At 60.6% G+C, this 17,427-nt stretch carries 15 protein-coding genes; 12 read left to right on the plus strand and 3 right to left on the minus strand.

Features of this window, described 5'->3' with window-relative positions; translation table 11 throughout:
* Nucleotides 1-7: 7 nt before the first annotated feature.
* Together NMQ14_RS01350 and NMQ14_RS01355 are read left to right on the plus strand one after the other, a co-directional pair.
* Nucleotides 8-1,195: a glycosyltransferase gene (locus NMQ14_RS01350; protein ID WP_257092776.1), complete on the plus strand. Its 1,188-nt coding sequence runs from the start codon at nt 8-10 to the stop codon at nt 1,193-1,195.
* Between the two features lie 213 nt (nt 1,196-1,408).
* Complete coding sequence (locus tag NMQ14_RS01355) at nt 1,409-2,494, plus strand: PEP-CTERM sorting domain-containing protein (RefSeq protein WP_257092778.1); 1,086 nt, start codon at nt 1,409-1,411, stop codon at nt 2,492-2,494.
* 262 nt (nt 2,495-2,756) lie between these two features.
* On the opposite strand, the gene NMQ14_RS01360 is transcribed toward NMQ14_RS01355, so the two are convergent.
* The 3 genes from NMQ14_RS01360 to NMQ14_RS01370 all read right to left on the minus strand — a co-directional run bounded on the left by NMQ14_RS01360 (nt 2,757) and on the right by NMQ14_RS01370 (nt 5,737).
* Entirely contained in the window at nt 2,757-3,833 is a 1,077-nt protein-coding gene (locus NMQ14_RS01360) for a nitroreductase family protein (protein WP_257092780.1), read from the minus strand.
* A 125-nt stretch (nt 3,834-3,958) separates the two neighbouring features.
* Nucleotides 3,959-4,795 (minus strand): transposase, encoded by an 837-nt coding sequence (locus NMQ14_RS01365; RefSeq protein WP_257093205.1) that lies wholly within the window; start codon nt 4,793-4,795, stop codon nt 3,959-3,961.
* Between the two features lie 66 nt (nt 4,796-4,861).
* Nucleotides 4,862-5,737 carry a ThiF family adenylyltransferase gene (locus NMQ14_RS01370; RefSeq protein ID WP_257093208.1) on the minus strand — a complete coding sequence of 292 codons (876 nt, stop codon included), beginning with the start codon at nt 5,735-5,737 and terminating at the stop codon, nt 4,862-4,864.
* Nucleotides 5,738-5,855: 118 nt separating this feature from the next.
* Here NMQ14_RS01370 and NMQ14_RS01375 point away from each other — a divergent pair, with 118 nt between their 5' ends.
* The 10 genes from NMQ14_RS01375 to NMQ14_RS01420 all read left to right on the plus strand — a co-directional run bounded on the left by NMQ14_RS01375 (nt 5,856) and on the right by NMQ14_RS01420 (nt 17,420).
* A complete protein-coding gene (locus NMQ14_RS01375; protein WP_257092782.1) occupies nt 5,856-7,085 on the plus strand; it encodes an FtsX-like permease family protein in 1,230 nt (409 codons plus the stop codon).
* Nucleotides 7,086-7,091: 6 nt separating this feature from the next.
* A complete protein-coding gene (locus tag NMQ14_RS01380) occupies nt 7,092-8,303 on the plus strand; it encodes an ABC transporter permease (RefSeq protein ID WP_257092784.1) in 1,212 nt (403 codons plus the stop codon).
* Between the two features lie 85 nt (nt 8,304-8,388).
* Entirely contained in the window at nt 8,389-9,015 is a 627-nt protein-coding gene (locus NMQ14_RS01385) for an XrtA/PEP-CTERM system exopolysaccharide export protein (protein ID WP_257092786.1), read from the plus strand.
* Nucleotides 9,016-9,058: 43 nt separating this feature from the next.
* The gene (locus tag NMQ14_RS01390) at nt 9,059-10,654 is read left to right on the plus strand and encodes an XrtA system polysaccharide chain length determinant (protein WP_257092788.1); all 1,596 of its coding nucleotides are present in this window, start codon (nt 9,059-9,061) and stop codon (nt 10,652-10,654) included.
* A gap of 9 nt (nt 10,655-10,663) precedes the next feature.
* Entirely contained in the window at nt 10,664-11,650 is a 987-nt protein-coding gene (locus NMQ14_RS01395) for an XrtA-associated tyrosine autokinase (protein WP_257092790.1), read from the plus strand.
* 58 nt (nt 11,651-11,708) lie between these two features.
* Nucleotides 11,709-13,184 (plus strand): TIGR03016 family PEP-CTERM system-associated outer membrane protein, encoded by a 1,476-nt coding sequence (locus NMQ14_RS01400; protein ID WP_257092792.1) that lies wholly within the window; start codon nt 11,709-11,711, stop codon nt 13,182-13,184.
* A 62-nt stretch (nt 13,185-13,246) separates the two neighbouring features.
* Nucleotides 13,247-14,362, plus strand: a complete 1,116-nt coding sequence (locus tag NMQ14_RS01405) for an XrtA/PEP-CTERM system-associated ATPase (RefSeq protein ID WP_257092794.1) — start codon at nt 13,247-13,249, stop codon at nt 14,360-14,362.
* Nucleotides 14,359-15,513 (plus strand): non-hydrolyzing UDP-N-acetylglucosamine 2-epimerase, encoded by a 1,155-nt coding sequence (gene wecB, locus NMQ14_RS01410; protein ID WP_257092796.1) that lies wholly within the window; start codon nt 14,359-14,361, stop codon nt 15,511-15,513. Before NMQ14_RS01405 ends, wecB begins: the two co-directional genes overlap by 4 nt.
* 10 nt (nt 15,514-15,523) lie before the next feature.
* Nucleotides 15,524-16,369, plus strand: coding sequence for an XrtA system polysaccharide deacetylase (locus tag NMQ14_RS01415; protein WP_373457163.1), 846 nt, complete (start codon nt 15,524-15,526; stop codon nt 16,367-16,369).
* Nucleotides 16,359-17,420 carry a FemAB family XrtA/PEP-CTERM system-associated protein gene (locus tag NMQ14_RS01420; RefSeq protein ID WP_257092798.1) on the plus strand — a complete coding sequence of 354 codons (1,062 nt, stop codon included), beginning with the start codon at nt 16,359-16,361 and terminating at the stop codon, nt 17,418-17,420. Before NMQ14_RS01415 ends, NMQ14_RS01420 begins: the two co-directional genes overlap by 11 nt.
* Nucleotides 17,421-17,427: the final 7 nt, after the last annotated feature.

Raw genomic sequence — 17,427 nt, forward strand, 5'->3', positions numbered from 1 at the left:
TGACATCATGAAGATTCTTCTGGTCGCCGAAGGTGCCACACTGGCCCATGTGTCCCGTCCGCTGGTGCTCGCCGACGCATTCACGGGTATGGGGCATGAAGTCGTGCTCGCCGCGCCGGTACGCTATGCCTGGACGTGGAAGGACGCACCGTTCGAGGTCATGCCGCTCGACGCGCAATCCCCGGAAATCTTCGCCAGAAGGCTGGCCGCCGGCGATCCGCTGTACGACTTCGCCACGCTTGATCGCTATGTCGATCTCGACCGGACATTGATCCGGGATGTGCGTCCCGATCTGATCGTCGGCGATTTCAGACTGTCGCTGTGCGTCAGCGCTCGGCTCGAACAGGTCAGATATGTCAGTCTGAGCAACGCCTACTGGAGCCCGTATTTTGTGCAGTCGGGTGCATGGCCGGTGCCCGACCTGCCGCTGACGCGCTTTCTGCCGATTTCAGTCGCGACGCCACTGTTCAACCTGGTCCGCCCATTCGCCTTCGCGCAACATGCAAAGCCGATGAATGCCCTGCGCAGGAAGCATGGTCTGGGTGGTTTCGGCAGGAGCCTTCAGGCTGTCTATACCGACGCCGATGCGGTGGCTTACTGCGATGTGCCGTCCTTGTTCAAGCTCCGCGACGCGCCGCCGAATCATCGCGTCATCGGGCCCTTGCTCTGGTCGCCCGCCTGTGAAGCACCGCCGTGGATGCGCACACTGCCGCCTGACAAATCCGTCGTTTACATGACCTTGGGCAGCTCCGGTCGCGCGGATCTTGTCCAGCCCATTGCGGCGGCGCTGTCCGAAGCCGGCCATGTGGTTCTGATGTCGACGGCCGGGGCCGATGCGGCAGCGCAGATCACCAATGTGTATTCGGCACGCTTTCTTCCCGGGCTCGATGCCTGCAGAGTGGCAGACGTGGTCGTATGCAACGGAGGTAGCCCGACGACGCAACAGGCGCTCGCAGCCGGCAAGCCGGTGCTCGGCGTCGCATCCAATCTGGATCAGTTTCTGAATATGCAGACGCTCGAGGGCGCGGGCGTGGGCGAGGTCGTTAGAGCGGATCGGTTCACGCCTTCGGGCCTCATCGCGGGCGTATCGAACATGCTTGCCCATCAAGGTGCCGTGACACGCGCGCGCAAATGTGCCGATGAAATGTCGGCGCTGTCCTCTTCAGTGGTCGCGGCACAGATACTCCATCTGTGATGATCCGGGTGCGGCGTGCCCGCTGCACGTTTATGAACGACCGAAAGCTTGTCGATATTTTTTACAACCCTCACTTTTTGGCCCGTTGCGAGCAATGCAACTTTTTGAATTATAAGAATATTATTTTCTGGCACAAGAATCGCTTATGTAGTCTCGAGCCGGCCAGCGGAATAACCCGTCCGGCGGGTATTCAATCTTTTCTGGAGATGTAAAATGTTCAACAAAACGTTGATTGCTGCCTCAGTGGCAACTGCGCTCTCGCTGGCATCGGCAAGTGCAAATGCCGTACTGATGGATCTGGCCGGCGGCGGCGGTGCTGGTGTGAATTTGCTTGGCGGGTCTGCAGTTCAAAACGTGTTGTCGCTCGACTGGGCGCCTGACAACGCACTCGCCATCAATGCGCTTGGCACCCCTACCGGTGCGATTCTTGACGTAATCGGTGCTCCGCGTGCGCCGGGTCAAGGCGACAATGACCAGTATTTTCAGACGGTTGCCCAGGGCTCGTTGAGCGCGTTCGGCATCCAGGGTCTTGCTGCTGGTGACCTCAAGAACAATCCGGGCATTTACGGCCGCGAATTCACATTCGTCACGTCGTTCTTCGAATTCAGCCAGGGTCTCGGCTCGGCAGCAACGTCGGCTTTCCGCCTCGCACCGGGTGAGAGCTACTTCCGCATCTATGCCGACACGACGCCGGATGCGAATCAGATCACCGGCGGTGGTTACGCGGACGGCGTGCTGATTCTCGAAGGCGTGTTGTCTTCGGTTTCCGGCAACTACACGGACTTCACGCGTCTGCCCAACACCGACCCCAATTTCGAGCCGATTACAGGTCTTGATCAGTTCGCTCCGGACAACAACGCACCGGGTGTGACGACACATCAGGGCAGTGGCTCGAACGCCATCACGGTCAAGGTCACTTCGTTGAACAATGCTTATTTCCTGGGCGATGTAACTGAACTGGCGCTCAACCTGACGTACGTGGATTCGACCAACCTCACGGACCCGTTCGAACAGGCCAATCCGTCGAACACGGTTGTCGGCTTCACGCCGACATACAGCGTTGATGCGGGCGGCAATCCGGTCAATGGCGCAACGTGCGGCTTCGACGATCGCGGTCCGATCGGCAAGACGGAAGGTGCCAATGGTTCCGGCGATCGCGGAACGCGTTGCGACTTCCACTTCCAGACCGACGCGTCGGGTGCGTTCCGTGTCAGCGTTCCGGAACCGGGTTCCCTCGCTCTGATCGGTCTGTCGTTCGCAGCGCTCGGTGCCATCGGCCGCCGCCGCAAGTTTGCCTGATCTGAGTTCGTAGCCTGATTGCAGGACGTAGAAGGCCTGACTCCCGCGGGGAGTCAGGCCTTTTTCTTTGGGTGGTGTGCATGCCTGCTCTGTAATCGACCGGCCCGGTGTTCACTTGCGCCTGTCCGGGGTCGGCGCGGCAGGGGGTGGACGGAACCGGGCGCGTGTCCGATCTGAGTCAGCACGCCTCATCTCCAGAGGTGCCTGCCTTTCCTATCAGCGGCAGTGACCCGAACAGTGCAAGGTGCGCGCTGGACACCGTCTAGCGCTTCCTTTTCGCGCCTTCAAGAATGGACTGGAGTGGTTTTCGGGTCGAACGCCCCGGGGTGTTCTGCGGGCGACCGATCCGGCATAGCCAGCTCGCGTTGTGCAGTGTTTTGGTGGCTACGTCATCATCAAGCTTGGCGTCCAGTGTGCGACTCAGCGCCAGCGCACTCTGCGTGTCGGTGAAGGGAATGCCGCTGCGGACATAGTGATTGAAGATGAGCGGCGTCATTTCCGGTTGGTGCTGAAGCCCAAGGCGCTCGCAGGTTAGCCAGAAACGCTGCACCGCCGCGCCCGCGGCGATCCGGCCTTCTATGGACGGTTGGAGGGCAGGCGCTACGAGACTGGCGTGTGCCGAACACGCTACACCGGGAATCAGATCCAGCTGAATGCGGGGGCCCAGAGTGCCCGCGAACCATTTGTTAAAAAACTCGACGCGTTTCCAGCTTTGCATGACCCACTTCATTGTCTTTGCCGTGAGCGGGTCGACCCCGACAGCCGCTTCCGGGATGCGGTCCTCGCTGAAGCGCGCCCCCCATTCGATGACCCGCTTATGCACCTCGTAGGCCTCGGGTATCGTAAGCCGGATTTTCGCGTTGGCAAAGTTGAGGCGCGCGATGCGCCAGCGCTCAGGCAGTGTTTCGAACCATTGAACCCGGAGCGGATGCGCGGCGGCTTCCAGCGCCTGTTTTTCGGCTCCGCTCAGACGTTTTCCCCACATCGGGCGGCGTTGCACGGTGCGTGTCTTGATGAACGGCAGCAGCGGATCCGGCGTAATCGACGCGTCGGCGACCAGACGAACATCGTAAAGGAGGTGGGTGTCCGGGGTGTCCTGACGGCGTGACCATACGGCGCTAAGGCCATGTGCCGTAGCCGCAATGCGCAGTGTTTCGAGCAAGGCGCCATGTGCGAGCTGGCTGGCATGGCCCTCAAGGTCATAAACGCAGTCGTGGCGTGTGTCGAAACCATGAATCAGCACATGGTCTTCGGACAGTATTTCAAAGCGCCAGGGCTGCGTGTTGTCGCCGCTCGGCGCCCAGCGGGCCAAGTCCAGGATCTGTTCGATGATGCGCATGTTGGGTGCCTCGCTTGGGTGTTGAATGGACTCCCCCGACCTTCTGGCGCCCAATCAGGCACCTGCCGGTCGTCATTGGTGTGGGGATCAGCTTTCTGAGCTGCCTCGATTCTTCGGACCACGAATTACTTGAGAAAAGTGGCTTCATGGTCCTTGCCTGACAGGGATTCGACGAACTGCGCCGGGGTCAGGTAGCCCGGTTCGGAGTGTGGTCGTACTGCGTTGCAATGGCGCCGCCATTGTTGGGTCACGACGCGTGCTTCTCTCCGGTTCCTGAAGTATTCCATCGACAGGCACTTGAGGTGCTGAGTGTTGGCGCAGGTGTCGAACACAAAGTCGTATGCCCACAGATGGCTTGCTGCGGGCGCACGCTGCACCTGGTCCCGCTGACTTGCCACCCGCCGCTGCGGTCGCTTGCGCGGCACCTGCAAGCCCGCCTTGGTCCACAGCCGCCAGGTGCGGCCAATGCTCAGGCTGAGTCCGGCGCGACGCAGGAAGATACGAATGCGCCGGTACCCGTACCGTGGGTACTGACCCGTCAGCTTCCGCATTTGCTCGATCACCGGCCGATCCCGAACATCCTGTCGCGACACATAACCCAGGCAGGAGCGCGATACGTTGAGCAGCGCGCAGGCACGCCGCCTCGACAACCGTTTACCTTCTGCAAGCAGCACCTGCGCCCTACGGGCGCAGGTGCTGCCCATTTTTTTGATGCGATCGCCTTTCATCACGTCGATTTCAAGGTCGCGTTCAGCAAGCATCTTCTTGAGCCGCGCGTTCTCCACTTCGCGCTGGCGCAGACGCTTGACCTCATCGGCGTTCATCGCGCCGAAGCGCTTTCTCGACGTGTAGATCGTCTGCTCACTGACCCCATGCTTCTTCGACACCTCAGCCACCGGTGCCTTGTCGGTCTCGCGCAGGATCTTGACCATCTGCTCTTTCGAGAAACGGCTCTTGCGCATGACTTCCTCTCTGCTGCTGGAAGCCATCCTCTCAAGTTTCAAATGGTCCGAAAAGTCAGGCGCAGGTCAGGCCGCAGGCTTGCGTGCAAGGTGCCGACGACCAATGGACATGATCAGCCGTTGCAGCGGGTTGTTGTTGCCGCCCGGCCGCCAGGTACGCACCAGCTTGTTGCGGAAGGCGTCGTACTGCAGGCCCCAGGGCGCAGCGCGCACCTCGCCGCGACCGAGCAGCAGCTTGATCCCTTCGGCCGCGGCAAAACCCGCGCACAGATTGCACGCGATCATGGTCGACGGGCCGCGTCGCGCGGCCAGGTCGATGCGCGAGGGCTCGACCAGATACGGGCGGTGCAGGCCTGCCGGTGCGAGACCGACGAGAAAGCGCAGCGCCTGTTCGGTTTCGTCGCAACCTTCGAGCCGGAAGTACTCCTCGAAACTCATCCGGTCAGGCAGAAAGACGAGCAGAGCCGAACCCATGCCGAGCGGCGCCGCAGTGACAGCCGGAATGCGCAGCCGATGGCATGCCGCGAAGGTCGCGCGCCTTGCCGAAAAGGCGAAAAAATCGAGTCCATCTATATATATATCCGCGCCGCGCAGGAAGTCGTCGGGAGATTCTGACGAAACGCCTTGTGGAAAAAGTTTCAGCTGGATGTCCGGGTTGATGTCTCGCGCCTGTGCGGCCAGCACGTCGAGCTTGCGCTGGCCAAGCGTGCTCATCGTGGCGCCCACCTGCCGGTTGAAGTTGGCGACGTCGAAGGTGTCGAAGTCCGCGATGTGGAAGCGGCCGACGCCAAGTCGCGCCAGGGTCAGCAGGTGAATGCCGCCGACACCGCCGAGTCCGGCTATTGCGACTGTGCTGTTGCGCAGTTTCTGCTGCTCAACCTCGGTAAACCAGCCAAGATTCCGGCTGAATGCCTCGTTATAGTCAAATGCGGAGTGATTCATCATCGTCCTGCCATTCGGCAATCGCTCCAGCGGGTTTCTGCCCTGAAGGCTTATGACTGCTGGAAAGTAAAAAACTGTTATGCTGGCAATACCTTAGCATCTTACCCCTAGAATCCGCATGAAGTTTTGGCTGCTTGATCTGCGACTGGCCATGCGCAGCGTGCTGCGACAGGGGCGGCGCACGATGATTGCGATCGGAGCGGTCAGCTTCGGGGTTGTCGCCATGATCCTTTCGGCCGGATTCATCGAGTGGTTGATGGACGGGATGCGCGAATCGACGATCAAGTCACAACTCGGCCACATCCAGGTGGTCAGGCCGGGGTATGTGGAGCGCGGCACCTCGGATCCGTTCGGCTTCATGATCGAAGGCGAGGAGGCGGCGCGTGCGGCGGTGCAATCCAGCAGCGGCGTCAAGGTGATCGCGCCTCGACTCAGTTTCAATGGCCTGGCGAGCAAGGGCGAAAACACCTTTGCATTCCTCGGACAGGGGGTGTCGCCGCAGGCCGAGGCCGTGCTGTCGAGTTCGATCCGCATCAGTCGCGGTCGAAACCTCTCAGCAGACGGTGCGAACGAAATGATCATGGGGCGCGGCCTGGCGATCAATCTCGATGCCCAGGTCGGCGACACCATCGTGCTGCTGACCACGACAGCCGGCGGCAGTATCAATGCGGTCGAGGCGCCCATCGTCGGTCTGTTCACTTCGGTCAGCAAGGAATACGACGATTCTGCGCTGCGCATGCCGATCGCGCTGGCTCAACAGCTGGTCAAGGTCTCAGGCGCACAGCAGTGGCTGGTGCTGCTTGAACGCACCGACGACACCGACAGCAAAATCAAGGAATTGCGCAAGGTTCTTCCCGCCGCCAAGCTAGAACTTGTGCCGTGGTATCAGCTCGCCGACTTCTACAACAAGACGCGCGACTTGTTCTCGAGTCAGATCAATGTGGTGAGGCTGATCATCCTGATGATCATCGTGCTGAGCATTTCGAATACGCTTTCCATGAGCGTCATGGAGCGGGTCAGCGAAATCGGCACCTGCATGGCGCTGGGCCTCACGCGCAGCCGCATCCTGCGCATTTTCGTGTCCGAGGGCCTGATGTTGGGTGTCGTGGGCGGCGGTTTGGGCGTGGTGCTGGGTTGTCTGCTGGCGGTCGGGATCTCGGCGGTGGGTATCCCGTTGCCGCCGCCGCCCGGCATGGAGGAGGGGTTTGACGGCAAGATCATGCTGACCTTCGATATCGTGGCGCAGGCGATGCTGGTTGCAGTGGTCAGCAGCTTCGTGTCCAGCCTGTATCCCGCCTGGCGAGCGTCGCGCATGAACATCGTCGACGCCTTGCGCCAGAGTCGCTGAGCCGCCATGTTCAAACTTGCCCTGCGCAACATCCTCCGTCAGAAATCGCGTACCGCGATGACGCTGGCGGCCATCGTGTTCGGCGTATCAGGTCTCATTCTGACCGGTGGTTTCGTGGCGGATGTGCTGACCCAGCTGGGTGAGGCCACGATCCACAGTCAGCTCGGGCACGTGCAGGTTTTCAAGCAGGGTTTTTACGAGAAGGGCTCCCGTTCGCCGGAAAAGTACGTCATTGAAGACGCCGACGAGATCGCGCGCTTCGCGGCCAAGATGCCCGAAGCGGATACCGTGCTTCAGCGCATCCGCTTCGCCGGCCTTCTCAACAACGGCAAGGCGGACTGGGCCATCGTCGGCGAGGGCGTGGAGCCGGACAAGGAAAATCACCTCGGTACCTTTGTCCGGATCACGGCGGGCCGGCAGCTGAAGGACGAAGATGCATCGGGCGTGCTGATAGGCGACGGTGTGGCGAAGGCACTGGCCCTTGAGCCCGGCGACACGGTCACGCTGATCATGAATACTGCTGACGGCGCCCTGAACACGACCGAACTGAACGTGGTGGGCGTTTTTCAAAGCTTTTCGAAAGATTTCGATACCCGTGCCGTAAGAATTCCCATTGCGGCAGCGAGGGAGTTGCTGGCGCGCGACGGTGCCAATTCGATCGTATTGCTGTTGCACCGTACGGCCGACACTGCGCTGGTGAAGGATCTGCTGGTTCCGCGGCTGCAGTCGCTGGGATTCGATATCCGGGACTGGGTGGAGCTGTCTGATTTCTACGCCAAGACGGTCGAGCTGTATCGCACGCAGTTCGGTGTGCTGCAGTGGATTGTGTTGATCATGGTGCTGCTCAGCGTGTTCAACACGGTGAACATGAGTGTTTTCGAGCGTGTGGGAGAATTCGGCACGCTGATGGCGCTGGGCAACACGCGTGGATACGTGTTCAGGCTGGTCATGGTGGAGAACGCAATGTTGGGTCTGTTCGGCGCCGTGGTGGGGGTCGTGCTGGGTACGCTTGCAGCGCTGGCGATCAGCGAGGTCGGCATTCCGATGCCGCCGCCGCCGAACTCCAACGTCGCCTACACCGCTACAGTCAGGGTGCTGCCCTATACGGTTTTCCTGGCGTTCGGGGTCGGTTTGATCGCCACATTGGTGGCCGCGCTTTTGCCGGCCCACAGGGTGTCGCGCACGCCGATCGTCGATGCGCTGCGCTACAACATCTGATGAGCCGTGATGCAATAGAGTGCGCTCTGGGCTGCATTGGCTATGATTCGTGGCTTGTCCCGCCGCTGTCCTTCTGGAGGATGCAATGTTCCGTTTGACCTTTCTGATGTCTGCCCTGCGCAAATTGACGTTGCTGCTTGCGCCACTGGCGCTGGTGGCCTGCACATCGTCGCCTTACCCGGCTGCTCCGGCGCAGGCCTATAGTGACGGCTACAACTACGTCCTCGGCCCGGGCGACTCGGTCAGCATCGTCGTCTGGCGAAACCCGGAAATCTCGTCGACGGTCACCATCCGGCCGGACGGCAAGATCACCGGCACGCTGTTCGAGGACCTGCCGGCAGCCGGTCGTGATCCCACGACCCTGGCGCGCGAGATCGAGCAGGTACTGTCCAAGTACATTCGCGACCCCATCGTCAGCGTCATCGTGGCCGGCGGCATCGGCCCGTACAGCGAGCAGATCCGCGTAATCGGCGAGGCGGCCAAGCCGCAGGCGCTGGCCTACAAGCAGAAGATGACCTTGCTCGACGTGATGATTGCGGTCGGTGGCATCACCGATTTCGCTGACGGCAACGCGGCGACCATCCTGCGCACATCCGAAGGCGACAAACAATACAACGTGCGCCTGAAAGACTTGGTCCGCCGCGGTGACGTCAGCGCAAATGTGGATGTCAAGCCGGGCGATATCCTGATCATTCCCCAGAGTTGGTTCTGAATTCAACTTGTTGATCTGTTGGTTTTCTAAGGAATTATTTTAGGTGGATGATCTTCTACGTCAGGTTTCTGACTATTTAAGGTCGGCGTGGGGCTATCGATGGTTAGGCCTGATTGTCGCATGGTGCGTCGGCTTGGTCGGCATGGGGGTTGTTCTCGTTTTGCCCGACCAGTACCAGGCAACTGCAAAGATTTACGTTGACACTCAGTCACTCCTGCGGCCGCTGATGTCGGGGCTTGCCATACAGCCGAATATCGACCAGCAGATAAATATGCTCAGCCGCACGCTGATCAGTCGTCCGAACATCGAAAAGCTGATCCGGATGGCTGATCTGGATCTGGAAGCGACCAAGAAGTCGGAGCGCGAAGTCCTGATCGACAACCTGATGCGCGATGTCAAATTGAGCGGATCAGGTCGGGACAATCTTTACTTCGTGTCGTTCCGGGACGAAAAGCCGGCGCGGGCGCAAAAGGTTGTTCAGGCGATGGTCACCCTGTTCGTCGAGTCGGGGCTGGGCGGAAAAAGACAGGATGCCGATCAGGCGAGAAAATTCATCGAGGAACAGATCAAGGTCTACGAAGCGAAGCTGCTCGAGGCGGAAAATAGGCTCAAGGAATTTAAGCTGAAAAACTTGGAACGGCCAGGGATGTCTGAGGGGAATTACTTCGCCGAGGTAGATGCAATCCGGAAGCAGCTCAGTCAGGCGCAACTTGATCTGAAGGAAGCCATCAATTCACGCGATGCAATCAAGCAGCAGATCGCCAATGCGGGCCGTCCCGCGGCGGAGGACGCGCCTGCGGAAGAAGACCCGGGTGCGCGGAAGTCGACCAGTTTCATTTCAAAGGACGAGGGTCGGATCCAGGCTCTGCGAAGTCAGGTCGATCAACTGCTGCAGCGCTACACCGATGACCATCCGGACATCAAGATCGTTAAGAAACAAATCGATCAGCTCGAGCAGCAGAAAAACGAAGAATATGAGCAGTGGAAGAAGGATGAAGCGGTCGTCAAGGCGGGGGGTAAGCCCAATCGAGGCGGGGCGCAGTCGGTACAGGAAATCATGGCACAGCAGCTTAACTTGGCTGTGGCCGAGGCGGAAGCAAGCGTTGCATCGATGAAGGCACGGGTTGCCGAGTACGAAAACCGTTACGCGGCAATCAGAACTGCGGCCCGGTTGGCTCCGGAAATCGAAGCAGAGTTCGCCCAGCTCAACCGCGATCACGGAGTGCATCGGTCGAACTACGAGCAACTTCTTGCCCGGCGCGAATCTGCATCAATCGGAGAAGAAATGGATGCGACCGGCGTCGCGGAATTCAGGCTGATCGAGCCGCCTCGCGTCGCGCCGCAGCCCGTTGCGCCGAACCGACTGCTGCTGCTGTCGGTGATCATTGTCGTGGCGCTGCTTAGCGGCTTTGCCGCATCTTTCCTGACCTCCCAAATTCGTCCCGTATTTAATGACGGAAAGCGACTTGCCGAAGTGGCGGAAGTGCCGGTATTGGGGTCGATATCCATGCTGTTTCAAAATGAACGTAAGAAACTCGAGCGTCGCCGGAATGTTTTTTTCTATGGAGGTATCGGCTGCCTGATTGCAACGTACGGTGCGTTTCTGGGCTTCGTTTCATTTGCAATGCGAGCGGCATAAGGAGTGGCGATGAGTATCATCGAGCAGGCAATTGAGCGGATGGGCAATCTTCGGAAAGCGGGCGTAGACATTGGAGCCGCAGGCGATGTTGGCGAGCTGCCCGCGCCGCTACCTGAACCTGTTGACACCGAGGGTTTTGTCGATGCGCGAAAGCAACAGACCCATGCCCCGACGTCCAAGTTCGAAGAGCGAGGCGATTCTGGTTCTCGTGTCGATCGCCGTTCCCGTCAGGTAACGGTGGATCTGGAAAGGCTGGCAATGCTCGGCTTCGTTGTCCCGTCGCAACCGCGTTCGCAGATTGCAGAGGAATTCCGGGTCATCAAACGTCCTATTCTCGCTAATGCCCATGGCAAGGGTGCGGCCCCAGTTGATAACGGCAACCTGATCATGGTCACCAGCTCGGTACCGGGCGAAGGAAAAAGCTTTACGTCGATCAATCTAGCCATGAGCATAGCAATGGAACTCGACAACCGAGTCCTGCTCGTTGATGCCGATGTTGCGCGCCCATCGGTGCTGAATCTGCTCGGGCTGCCCCCGGCCAATGGGCTCATGGATGTGCTGCTCGAAGAAAGCGTTGCATTGCCTGATGTACTGCTCAGCACAAATATTGAGAAATTGACCTTGTTGCCTGCGGGTATGCCGCACAAAAACGCTACCGAGTTGCTGGCGAGCGGCTCGATGCACGCCTTGCTCGTCGAGCTCGCGCATCGTTATTCGGACCGGATCATCATTTTCGATTCGCCCCCGCTGATGGTGACGACCGAGTCCCTGGTGCTCGCACAATCCATGGGTCAGGTGTTGGTGGTGGTCGAAGCCGGTCGAACGACGCACACCATGGTCAAGCAGGCGCTGTCCAAGATCAGAAGCTGTCCTGTCAAGATGATGGTATTGAATAAAGCCCGCTACGCTAGGACAGATGGCTATTATGGCTACTACGGTTACGGTTATGGCTACAGTGGCGCAGTCCGCGGTGACATGGCCGACAAGGTGGCCTAGTGTGGCACGGCAACGTGTTCTTTGGCAGCGCTTCTGTGCTGGCGCATCAATTGGCGCTATGGCGTTGTTTGCCGAGGTTGCCCACGCTGAAAACTGGCGCGTTACGACGGCGCTCACATCGCGTGTCCTGGTAAGCGACAACGTAAGAGTTTCCGCAATTTCGCCGCAGTCGGATACGGTCATGGAACTGAATCCGCAATTCACGTTGACGAGACGCAGTCCTCGCCTCTCGCTGGATGCGACCTACCGTCCGCGTTATATCGACTATCTCGATGGCACCATAGATTCGCGAGTGGCGCACGACTTCAACGGCACGGGCAGTTGGGAAGCGATAGACGATTTGTTCTTTCTCAATGCAACGGCGATTTCCGCGCAGCGCTCTCAGTCGGTATTCAATGCTGTACCGACAGATAACCAGCTTGCACCCGACCAACTCAGTCGTACTCGTACTTATTCGCTGACCCCATCCTTTCGCGGAACGGTTCGTCTGGGTGACGTAGCCACTTGGCGGTCCAACTACAATATTGTGCGCAGCGAAACGTCCGGTGCCACCACGGCCAACACGCTCACTTCGGAAACATTTACCGGAACGCTCGCCAGCACGCCAGCGAAGATCGGTTGGCAGGTCGATGTCAGCACGACCAAGACTTCGTCGGATCTATCCCGTTCGACCGACCGTAAGCGCGTGACAGGTTCGTTGATCTATCGACCCGATACAACAATCCGCCTGGCTGCGCGCTACGGATTCGAGGACACAAATTTCGCCAACCAGCGCAACGGCGATACTTACGGATTCGGGGCGACCTGGAACCCCACACCGCGTACGTCCTTCAGCGGTGATGTTGATGAGCGCCCTTTTTCGACCACGGCATCGCTACGCGCTTCCCACCGTCTGCCGCGTCTCGCCCTGTCCGCCAGCTACATGAGAAACCTGACTACGCGTGCGGAGCAGATACTTGCGCAGAACGGTGTGACCGATCTCGCGGAGTCGCTTGCGCAGCTCGAGCCCTTTGCAAGCGAAGCGGATCCGGACCAGCGTCTCCGGATGATAGAAACCTTTCTTCGCGATAACGGCTTGCAGCGGTTTCAGACCAGTCTGACCCCCATTCTCAGCGATCGGCAGTTCCTGCAGACGCGCATGCAGATGACAGTGGTGCACACCGGTGTCAGAAATACCGTCAGCCTGAGTTTTTTCCGTAGCGAAAGCGATAGCGGTATAGGGGGGCTGGGCCCCATTTCCGGCGACGATTTTGCGCTTTCGCCGGTGATACGGCAGATCGGATGGACAGCATCCTACTCGCACCGGCTGACCGCCAGTTCGTCGATCAATCTGTCTTTGACAACCTCGAAGTCCGACGGTAGTTCCAGCAGTGGCATCGGTTCCAACCGCGATGTGGCCAACGCCACCTGGACGACGCGTCTTGGAACACGCAGCAGCGGATCTATTGGTCTGCGCATGACGCGTGCCACAGTCACGGCGGGCGATGTCGATGAAAATGCGGTGATCGCGACTCTCACGACGCGATTCAACTGAACACCACGCTGGCGCCTTGTGCCGGAGCGGTTCCTGCGTCGAACCTGACACGTCGCGAATACATGTACGAATCCTTCTACGGCCTCTCTGGCAAGCCTTTCCAGCTTAACCCCGATCCATCCTTCTTCTTCGGCAGCAAGGGGCATCGCCGCGCGCTCGCTTACCTTGAATACGGGCTGCACCAGAGCGAGGGTTTCATCGTCATCACGGGTGAAATCGGCGCCGGCAAGACCACACTGGTGCGCAGCCTGCTGCAGAAACTCGATGTCAAGAAGGTCGTAGCGGCGCAGTTGGTCAGCACCCATCTTGATGCCGAAGACACCTTGCGTCTGGTTGCGGCCGCCTTCGGCCTGCCGAACAAGCAACTGAAGAAGGCAGACCTGCTGCTGTCGATCGAAATGTTCCTGCTGTCGCTGACCGCAGCGGGCAAGCGCGCGTTGCTGATCGTCGATGAGGCACAGAACCTGACGCCGCGCGCCATCGAAGAATTGCGCATGCTGTCCAACTTCCAGCTTGGCGAACATGCGTTGTTGCAGAGCTTTCTGGTCGGTCAGCCTGAATTCCGGGAAACCATGCAGAGCCCGGACATGCAGCAGCTGCGGCAACGGGTGATCGCGTCCTATCACCTCGGGCCGATGGACCCGGCCGAAACCGAGGCCTACATCGAACACCGGCTCAAGCATGTCGGCTGGCGCGGGTCACCGGCCTTCCTGGCCGGCACGCACGAGGCGATCTTCAAGGCCACCGACGGGGTGCCGCGCCGCATCAATACGCTGTGCGACCGGCTCATGCTGGCAGGATTCCTGACCGGCGCCACCTCGTTCTCGCCGGATGAGGTTGCGGTGGTCGTCAGTGAGATCCGCGATGAAGCCGGGGATGCGGCCGCAGCGGCTGCCGTGGCCAAACATGGCGACTCGGGTGTTCCTCTGGCGTCGTCAAGCCGGGCGTCCTTCGGTGGCTCCCACATGATCGGCACGCCCGAGCTGTTCGATATGGATCTTTCGCAATTCAAGCTCGATGCGCCTTCGGCGCAGCGACTGCGGGATTTTGTCAATGCTCAGCAGGCCGGTTACCTCGAAGATCGCTTGTTGCGCATCGAGCGTTCGCTCGAACAGACCATTTCGATGCTGCGCGAGCTTGCCGACCGTTCGCTCGACAACGGGAAGGACGCAGAATGACTGTTGCGCACTCTGTATCCATTGCGCCGGTCCTGTGCATCGTCGGTGCCCGCCCCAACTACATGAAGATGGCGCCCATCCTGCGCGCCTTCGACGAACACGTTCCCGCCATTCCGTGGGTGCTGGTGCACACCGGTCAGCACTACGACCATGCTATGAACGAACGCCTGTTCAGCGGCCTGCGCCTGCCGACACCGCAGCACAACCTCGAAGTGGGCTCCGGCACGCACGCCGTGCAGACGGCCGAAATCATGAAGCGCTTCGAACCGCTGGTCGACGACATCAAGCCGTCGTGCGTGCTGGTCGTCGGCGACGTGAATTCCACACTGGCGTGTGCGCTTGTTGCGGTGAAGAAGCATGTCGCCGTGGTGCATGTCGAGGCTGGACTGCGCAGCGGCGATCGCGCGATGCCCGAGGAGATCAACCGCGTCCTGGTTGACCGCATTTCCGACCGGCTGTACACGACCGAACGCAGCGCACTGGCGAACCTGATGGGCGAAGGCGTCGATGCATCCTGGGTGCATTTTGCCGGCAACGTCATGATCGACTCGCTGCTGTCGAGTCGAGCGCTGGCGGTGCCCCCGGCGTCGACGCTGACCGAACATGGCATCGATCCCGCGCTGATTGCCGGTGGCCGTTACGGCGTCGTCACGCTGCATCGCCCGAGCAATGTCGACGACCCGGAACAGCTCAAACGCCTCGCCGGCATGCTCGCCAAGGCAGCGGAACGGCTGCCGCTGGTGTTCGCCATCCATCCGCGTACCCGCAGCAATCTCGAAAAATTCGGTCTGGGCGCCTTGCTGGACAACCCGCGCATCGCACCGCTGCCGCCGCTGGGGTATCTGGAAATGCTCGGCCTGATGGATGGGGCGACGGTGATGATCACCGACTCCGGCGGACTGCAGGAAGAAACGACGGCGCTGTCGGTGCCGTGCATCACGCTGCGCGAAAACACCGAGCGGCCGATCACGGCGGAGCAGGGAACCAATACTGTCGTGGGTTCGGACGAGGACTTGTTCGTGCAGTGCATCGACGACACGCTTGCGACCGGCGGCAAGCGCGGTCGCGTCCCCGAGTACTGGGACGGCGGCGCCGCCCCGCGCATCGCCGCCGATCTTTACGCCTGGCTGCAGGCGCGTGCCGCATCGTGAGCCGGACGTCGTGACAGCCATCCGCAACGCATTCACCGTCGACGTGGAAGACTACTTCCAGGTGTCGGCGCTCGCGCCTTACATCGCCCGCGCGGACTGGGATCGCATCGAGTGCCGCGTCGAACGCAACGTGGACCGCATCCTCGCGTTGCTCGATGCGTCGGGCAACCGCGCCACCTTCTTCACGCTGGGCTGGATTGCGCAGCGCCACCCGGCCATGGTGCAACGCATTGCCCGCGCCGGGCACGAGATTGCCAGCCACGGCAGCGCTCACCTGCGTGCCACCGACCAGTCGCCGGTCGACTTCCTCGACGACATTTCGCGTGCCAAGAAGCTGCTGGAAGACATTACCGGCGTCGAAGTGCGCGGTTACCGCGCGCCGAGCTTTTCGATCGGCCACGCCAATCCGTGGGCGCTCGACTGCGTGGCCGAAGCGGGTTATCGCTACAGCTCCAGCATCTATCCGGTCAAGCACGATCACTACGGCATGCCGGATGCGCCGCGCTTTCCGTTCGCCTCGCGCGACGGCCTGATGGAAGTGCCGGTCACCACCGTGCGCGTCGGCAGCCGCAATCTGCCGGCCGGTGGCGGGGGCTATTTCAGGCTGCTGCCCTACGTGGCCTCGCGCTGGCTGCTGCAGCAGGTGAACCGGCGCGACGGCCGACCGGCCATGTTCTATTGCCATCCGTGGGAAATCGACGCTGCACAGCCGCGCATTGCCGGCGTGGATGCGAAGTCGCGCTTTCGTCACTACATCAACCTCGACCGCACCGAAGTCCGGCTGGCGCGCCTGATGCGCGATTTCCGCTGGGGCCGGATGGACGAGGTGTTTCCGGAAATAGCCCGTGCGACCTGAGGCGGAATTCATGACTGCAGCCAGTGTGAGTGTGCGCGCCGCCACCGATGCGGATCGCGCGAACTGGAACGCCTTCGTGGAAGCGAGCCCGGCGGCAAGCTTCTTTCACCTGTTCGAGTGGCGCAACATCATGCGTGACGTGTTCGGCCACCGCACTCACTACCTGCTGGCCGAGCAGGCCGGGCGCGTCTGCGGCGTGCTGCCGCTGGCGCAGGTCAAGAGCCGGCTGTTCGGACACTCGCTGGTGTCGCTGCCGTTCGGCGTATATGGCGGCGTGGCGGCAGACAACGAATCCGCTGCACTGGCGCTCGAAACCGAAGCGCAGCGCATCGCGCAATCGCTCGGCGTCGACCACCTCGAATTCCGCAACGTCACCGCGCGCCACACCGACTGGCCGACCGAGGACCTGTACGTCACCTTCCGCAAGGAATTGTCGCCCGACGTCGAGGCGAACATGAACGCCATTCCGCGCAAGCAGCGCGCGATGGTGCGCAAGGGCATCAAGAACGGTCTGGTCGCGAAGTTCGATGCCGACAATGCCCGCTTCTTCGAGCTGTACTCCGACAACGTGCATCGTCACGGTACGCCTGCGCTGTCGCGTCGCTACTTCGACACGCTGCGCGCCACCTTCGGCGAGCGCTGCTCGGTCATGACGGTCGAAGGGCCGGACGGTGCCTTGCTCAGCAGCGTCATGAGCTTTTACTTCCGCGACGAAATCCTGCCCTACTACGCGGGCGACGCCGAGGCGGCGCGTGATCTGGCCGCGAACGATTTCAAGTACTGGGAACTGATGCGCCACGCCTGCGAGCGCGGCATCAGGGTGTTCGACTACGGCCGCAGCAAGCAGGGCACCGGTTCCTATTCGTTCAAGAAGAACTGGGGTTTCGAGCCAGCGCCGCTGCACTACGAATACTGCCTGTACAAGCGCGACAGCCTGCCGCGCAACAACCCGTCCAATCCCAAGTACAAGCTGATGATCGAAGTCTGGCGCCGCATGCCGCGCAGCTTCGCCAACGTCCTTGGGCCATTCATCGTTCGCAATCTCGGCTGAGTCGGGC

It is taken from the genome of Methyloversatilis sp. XJ19-13 (assembly GCF_024580155.1).
Classification (GTDB): domain Bacteria; phylum Pseudomonadota; class Gammaproteobacteria; order Burkholderiales; family Rhodocyclaceae; genus Methyloversatilis.

Coding starts and splice junctions, on each gene's coding strand:
- NMQ14_RS01350 (WP_257092776.1), top strand. CDS start 8: ATGAAGATTCTTCTGGTCGCCGAAGGTGCCACACTGGCCCATGTGTCC.
- NMQ14_RS01355 (WP_257092778.1), top strand. CDS start 1,409: ATGTTCAACAAAACGTTGATTGCTGCCTCAGTGGCAACTGCGCTCTCG.
- NMQ14_RS01360 (WP_257092780.1), bottom strand. CDS start 3,833: ATGCGCATCATCGAACAGATCCTGGACTTGGCCCGCTGGGCGCCGAGC.
- NMQ14_RS01365 (WP_257093205.1), bottom strand. CDS start 4,795: ATGCGCAAGAGCCGTTTCTCGAAAGAGCAGATGGTCAAGATCCTGCGC.
- NMQ14_RS01370 (WP_257093208.1), bottom strand. CDS start 5,737: ATGAATCACTCCGCATTTGACTATAACGAGGCATTCAGCCGGAATCTT.
- NMQ14_RS01375 (WP_257092782.1), top strand. CDS start 5,856: ATGAAGTTTTGGCTGCTTGATCTGCGACTGGCCATGCGCAGCGTGCTG.
- NMQ14_RS01380 (WP_257092784.1), top strand. CDS start 7,092: ATGTTCAAACTTGCCCTGCGCAACATCCTCCGTCAGAAATCGCGTACC.
- NMQ14_RS01385 (WP_257092786.1), top strand. CDS start 8,389: ATGTTCCGTTTGACCTTTCTGATGTCTGCCCTGCGCAAATTGACGTTG.
- NMQ14_RS01395 (WP_257092790.1), top strand. CDS start 10,664: ATGAGTATCATCGAGCAGGCAATTGAGCGGATGGGCAATCTTCGGAAA.
- NMQ14_RS01400 (WP_257092792.1), top strand. CDS start 11,709: ATGGCGTTGTTTGCCGAGGTTGCCCACGCTGAAAACTGGCGCGTTACG.
- NMQ14_RS01405 (WP_257092794.1), top strand. CDS start 13,247: ATGTACGAATCCTTCTACGGCCTCTCTGGCAAGCCTTTCCAGCTTAAC.
- wecB (WP_257092796.1), top strand. CDS start 14,359: ATGACTGTTGCGCACTCTGTATCCATTGCGCCGGTCCTGTGCATCGTC.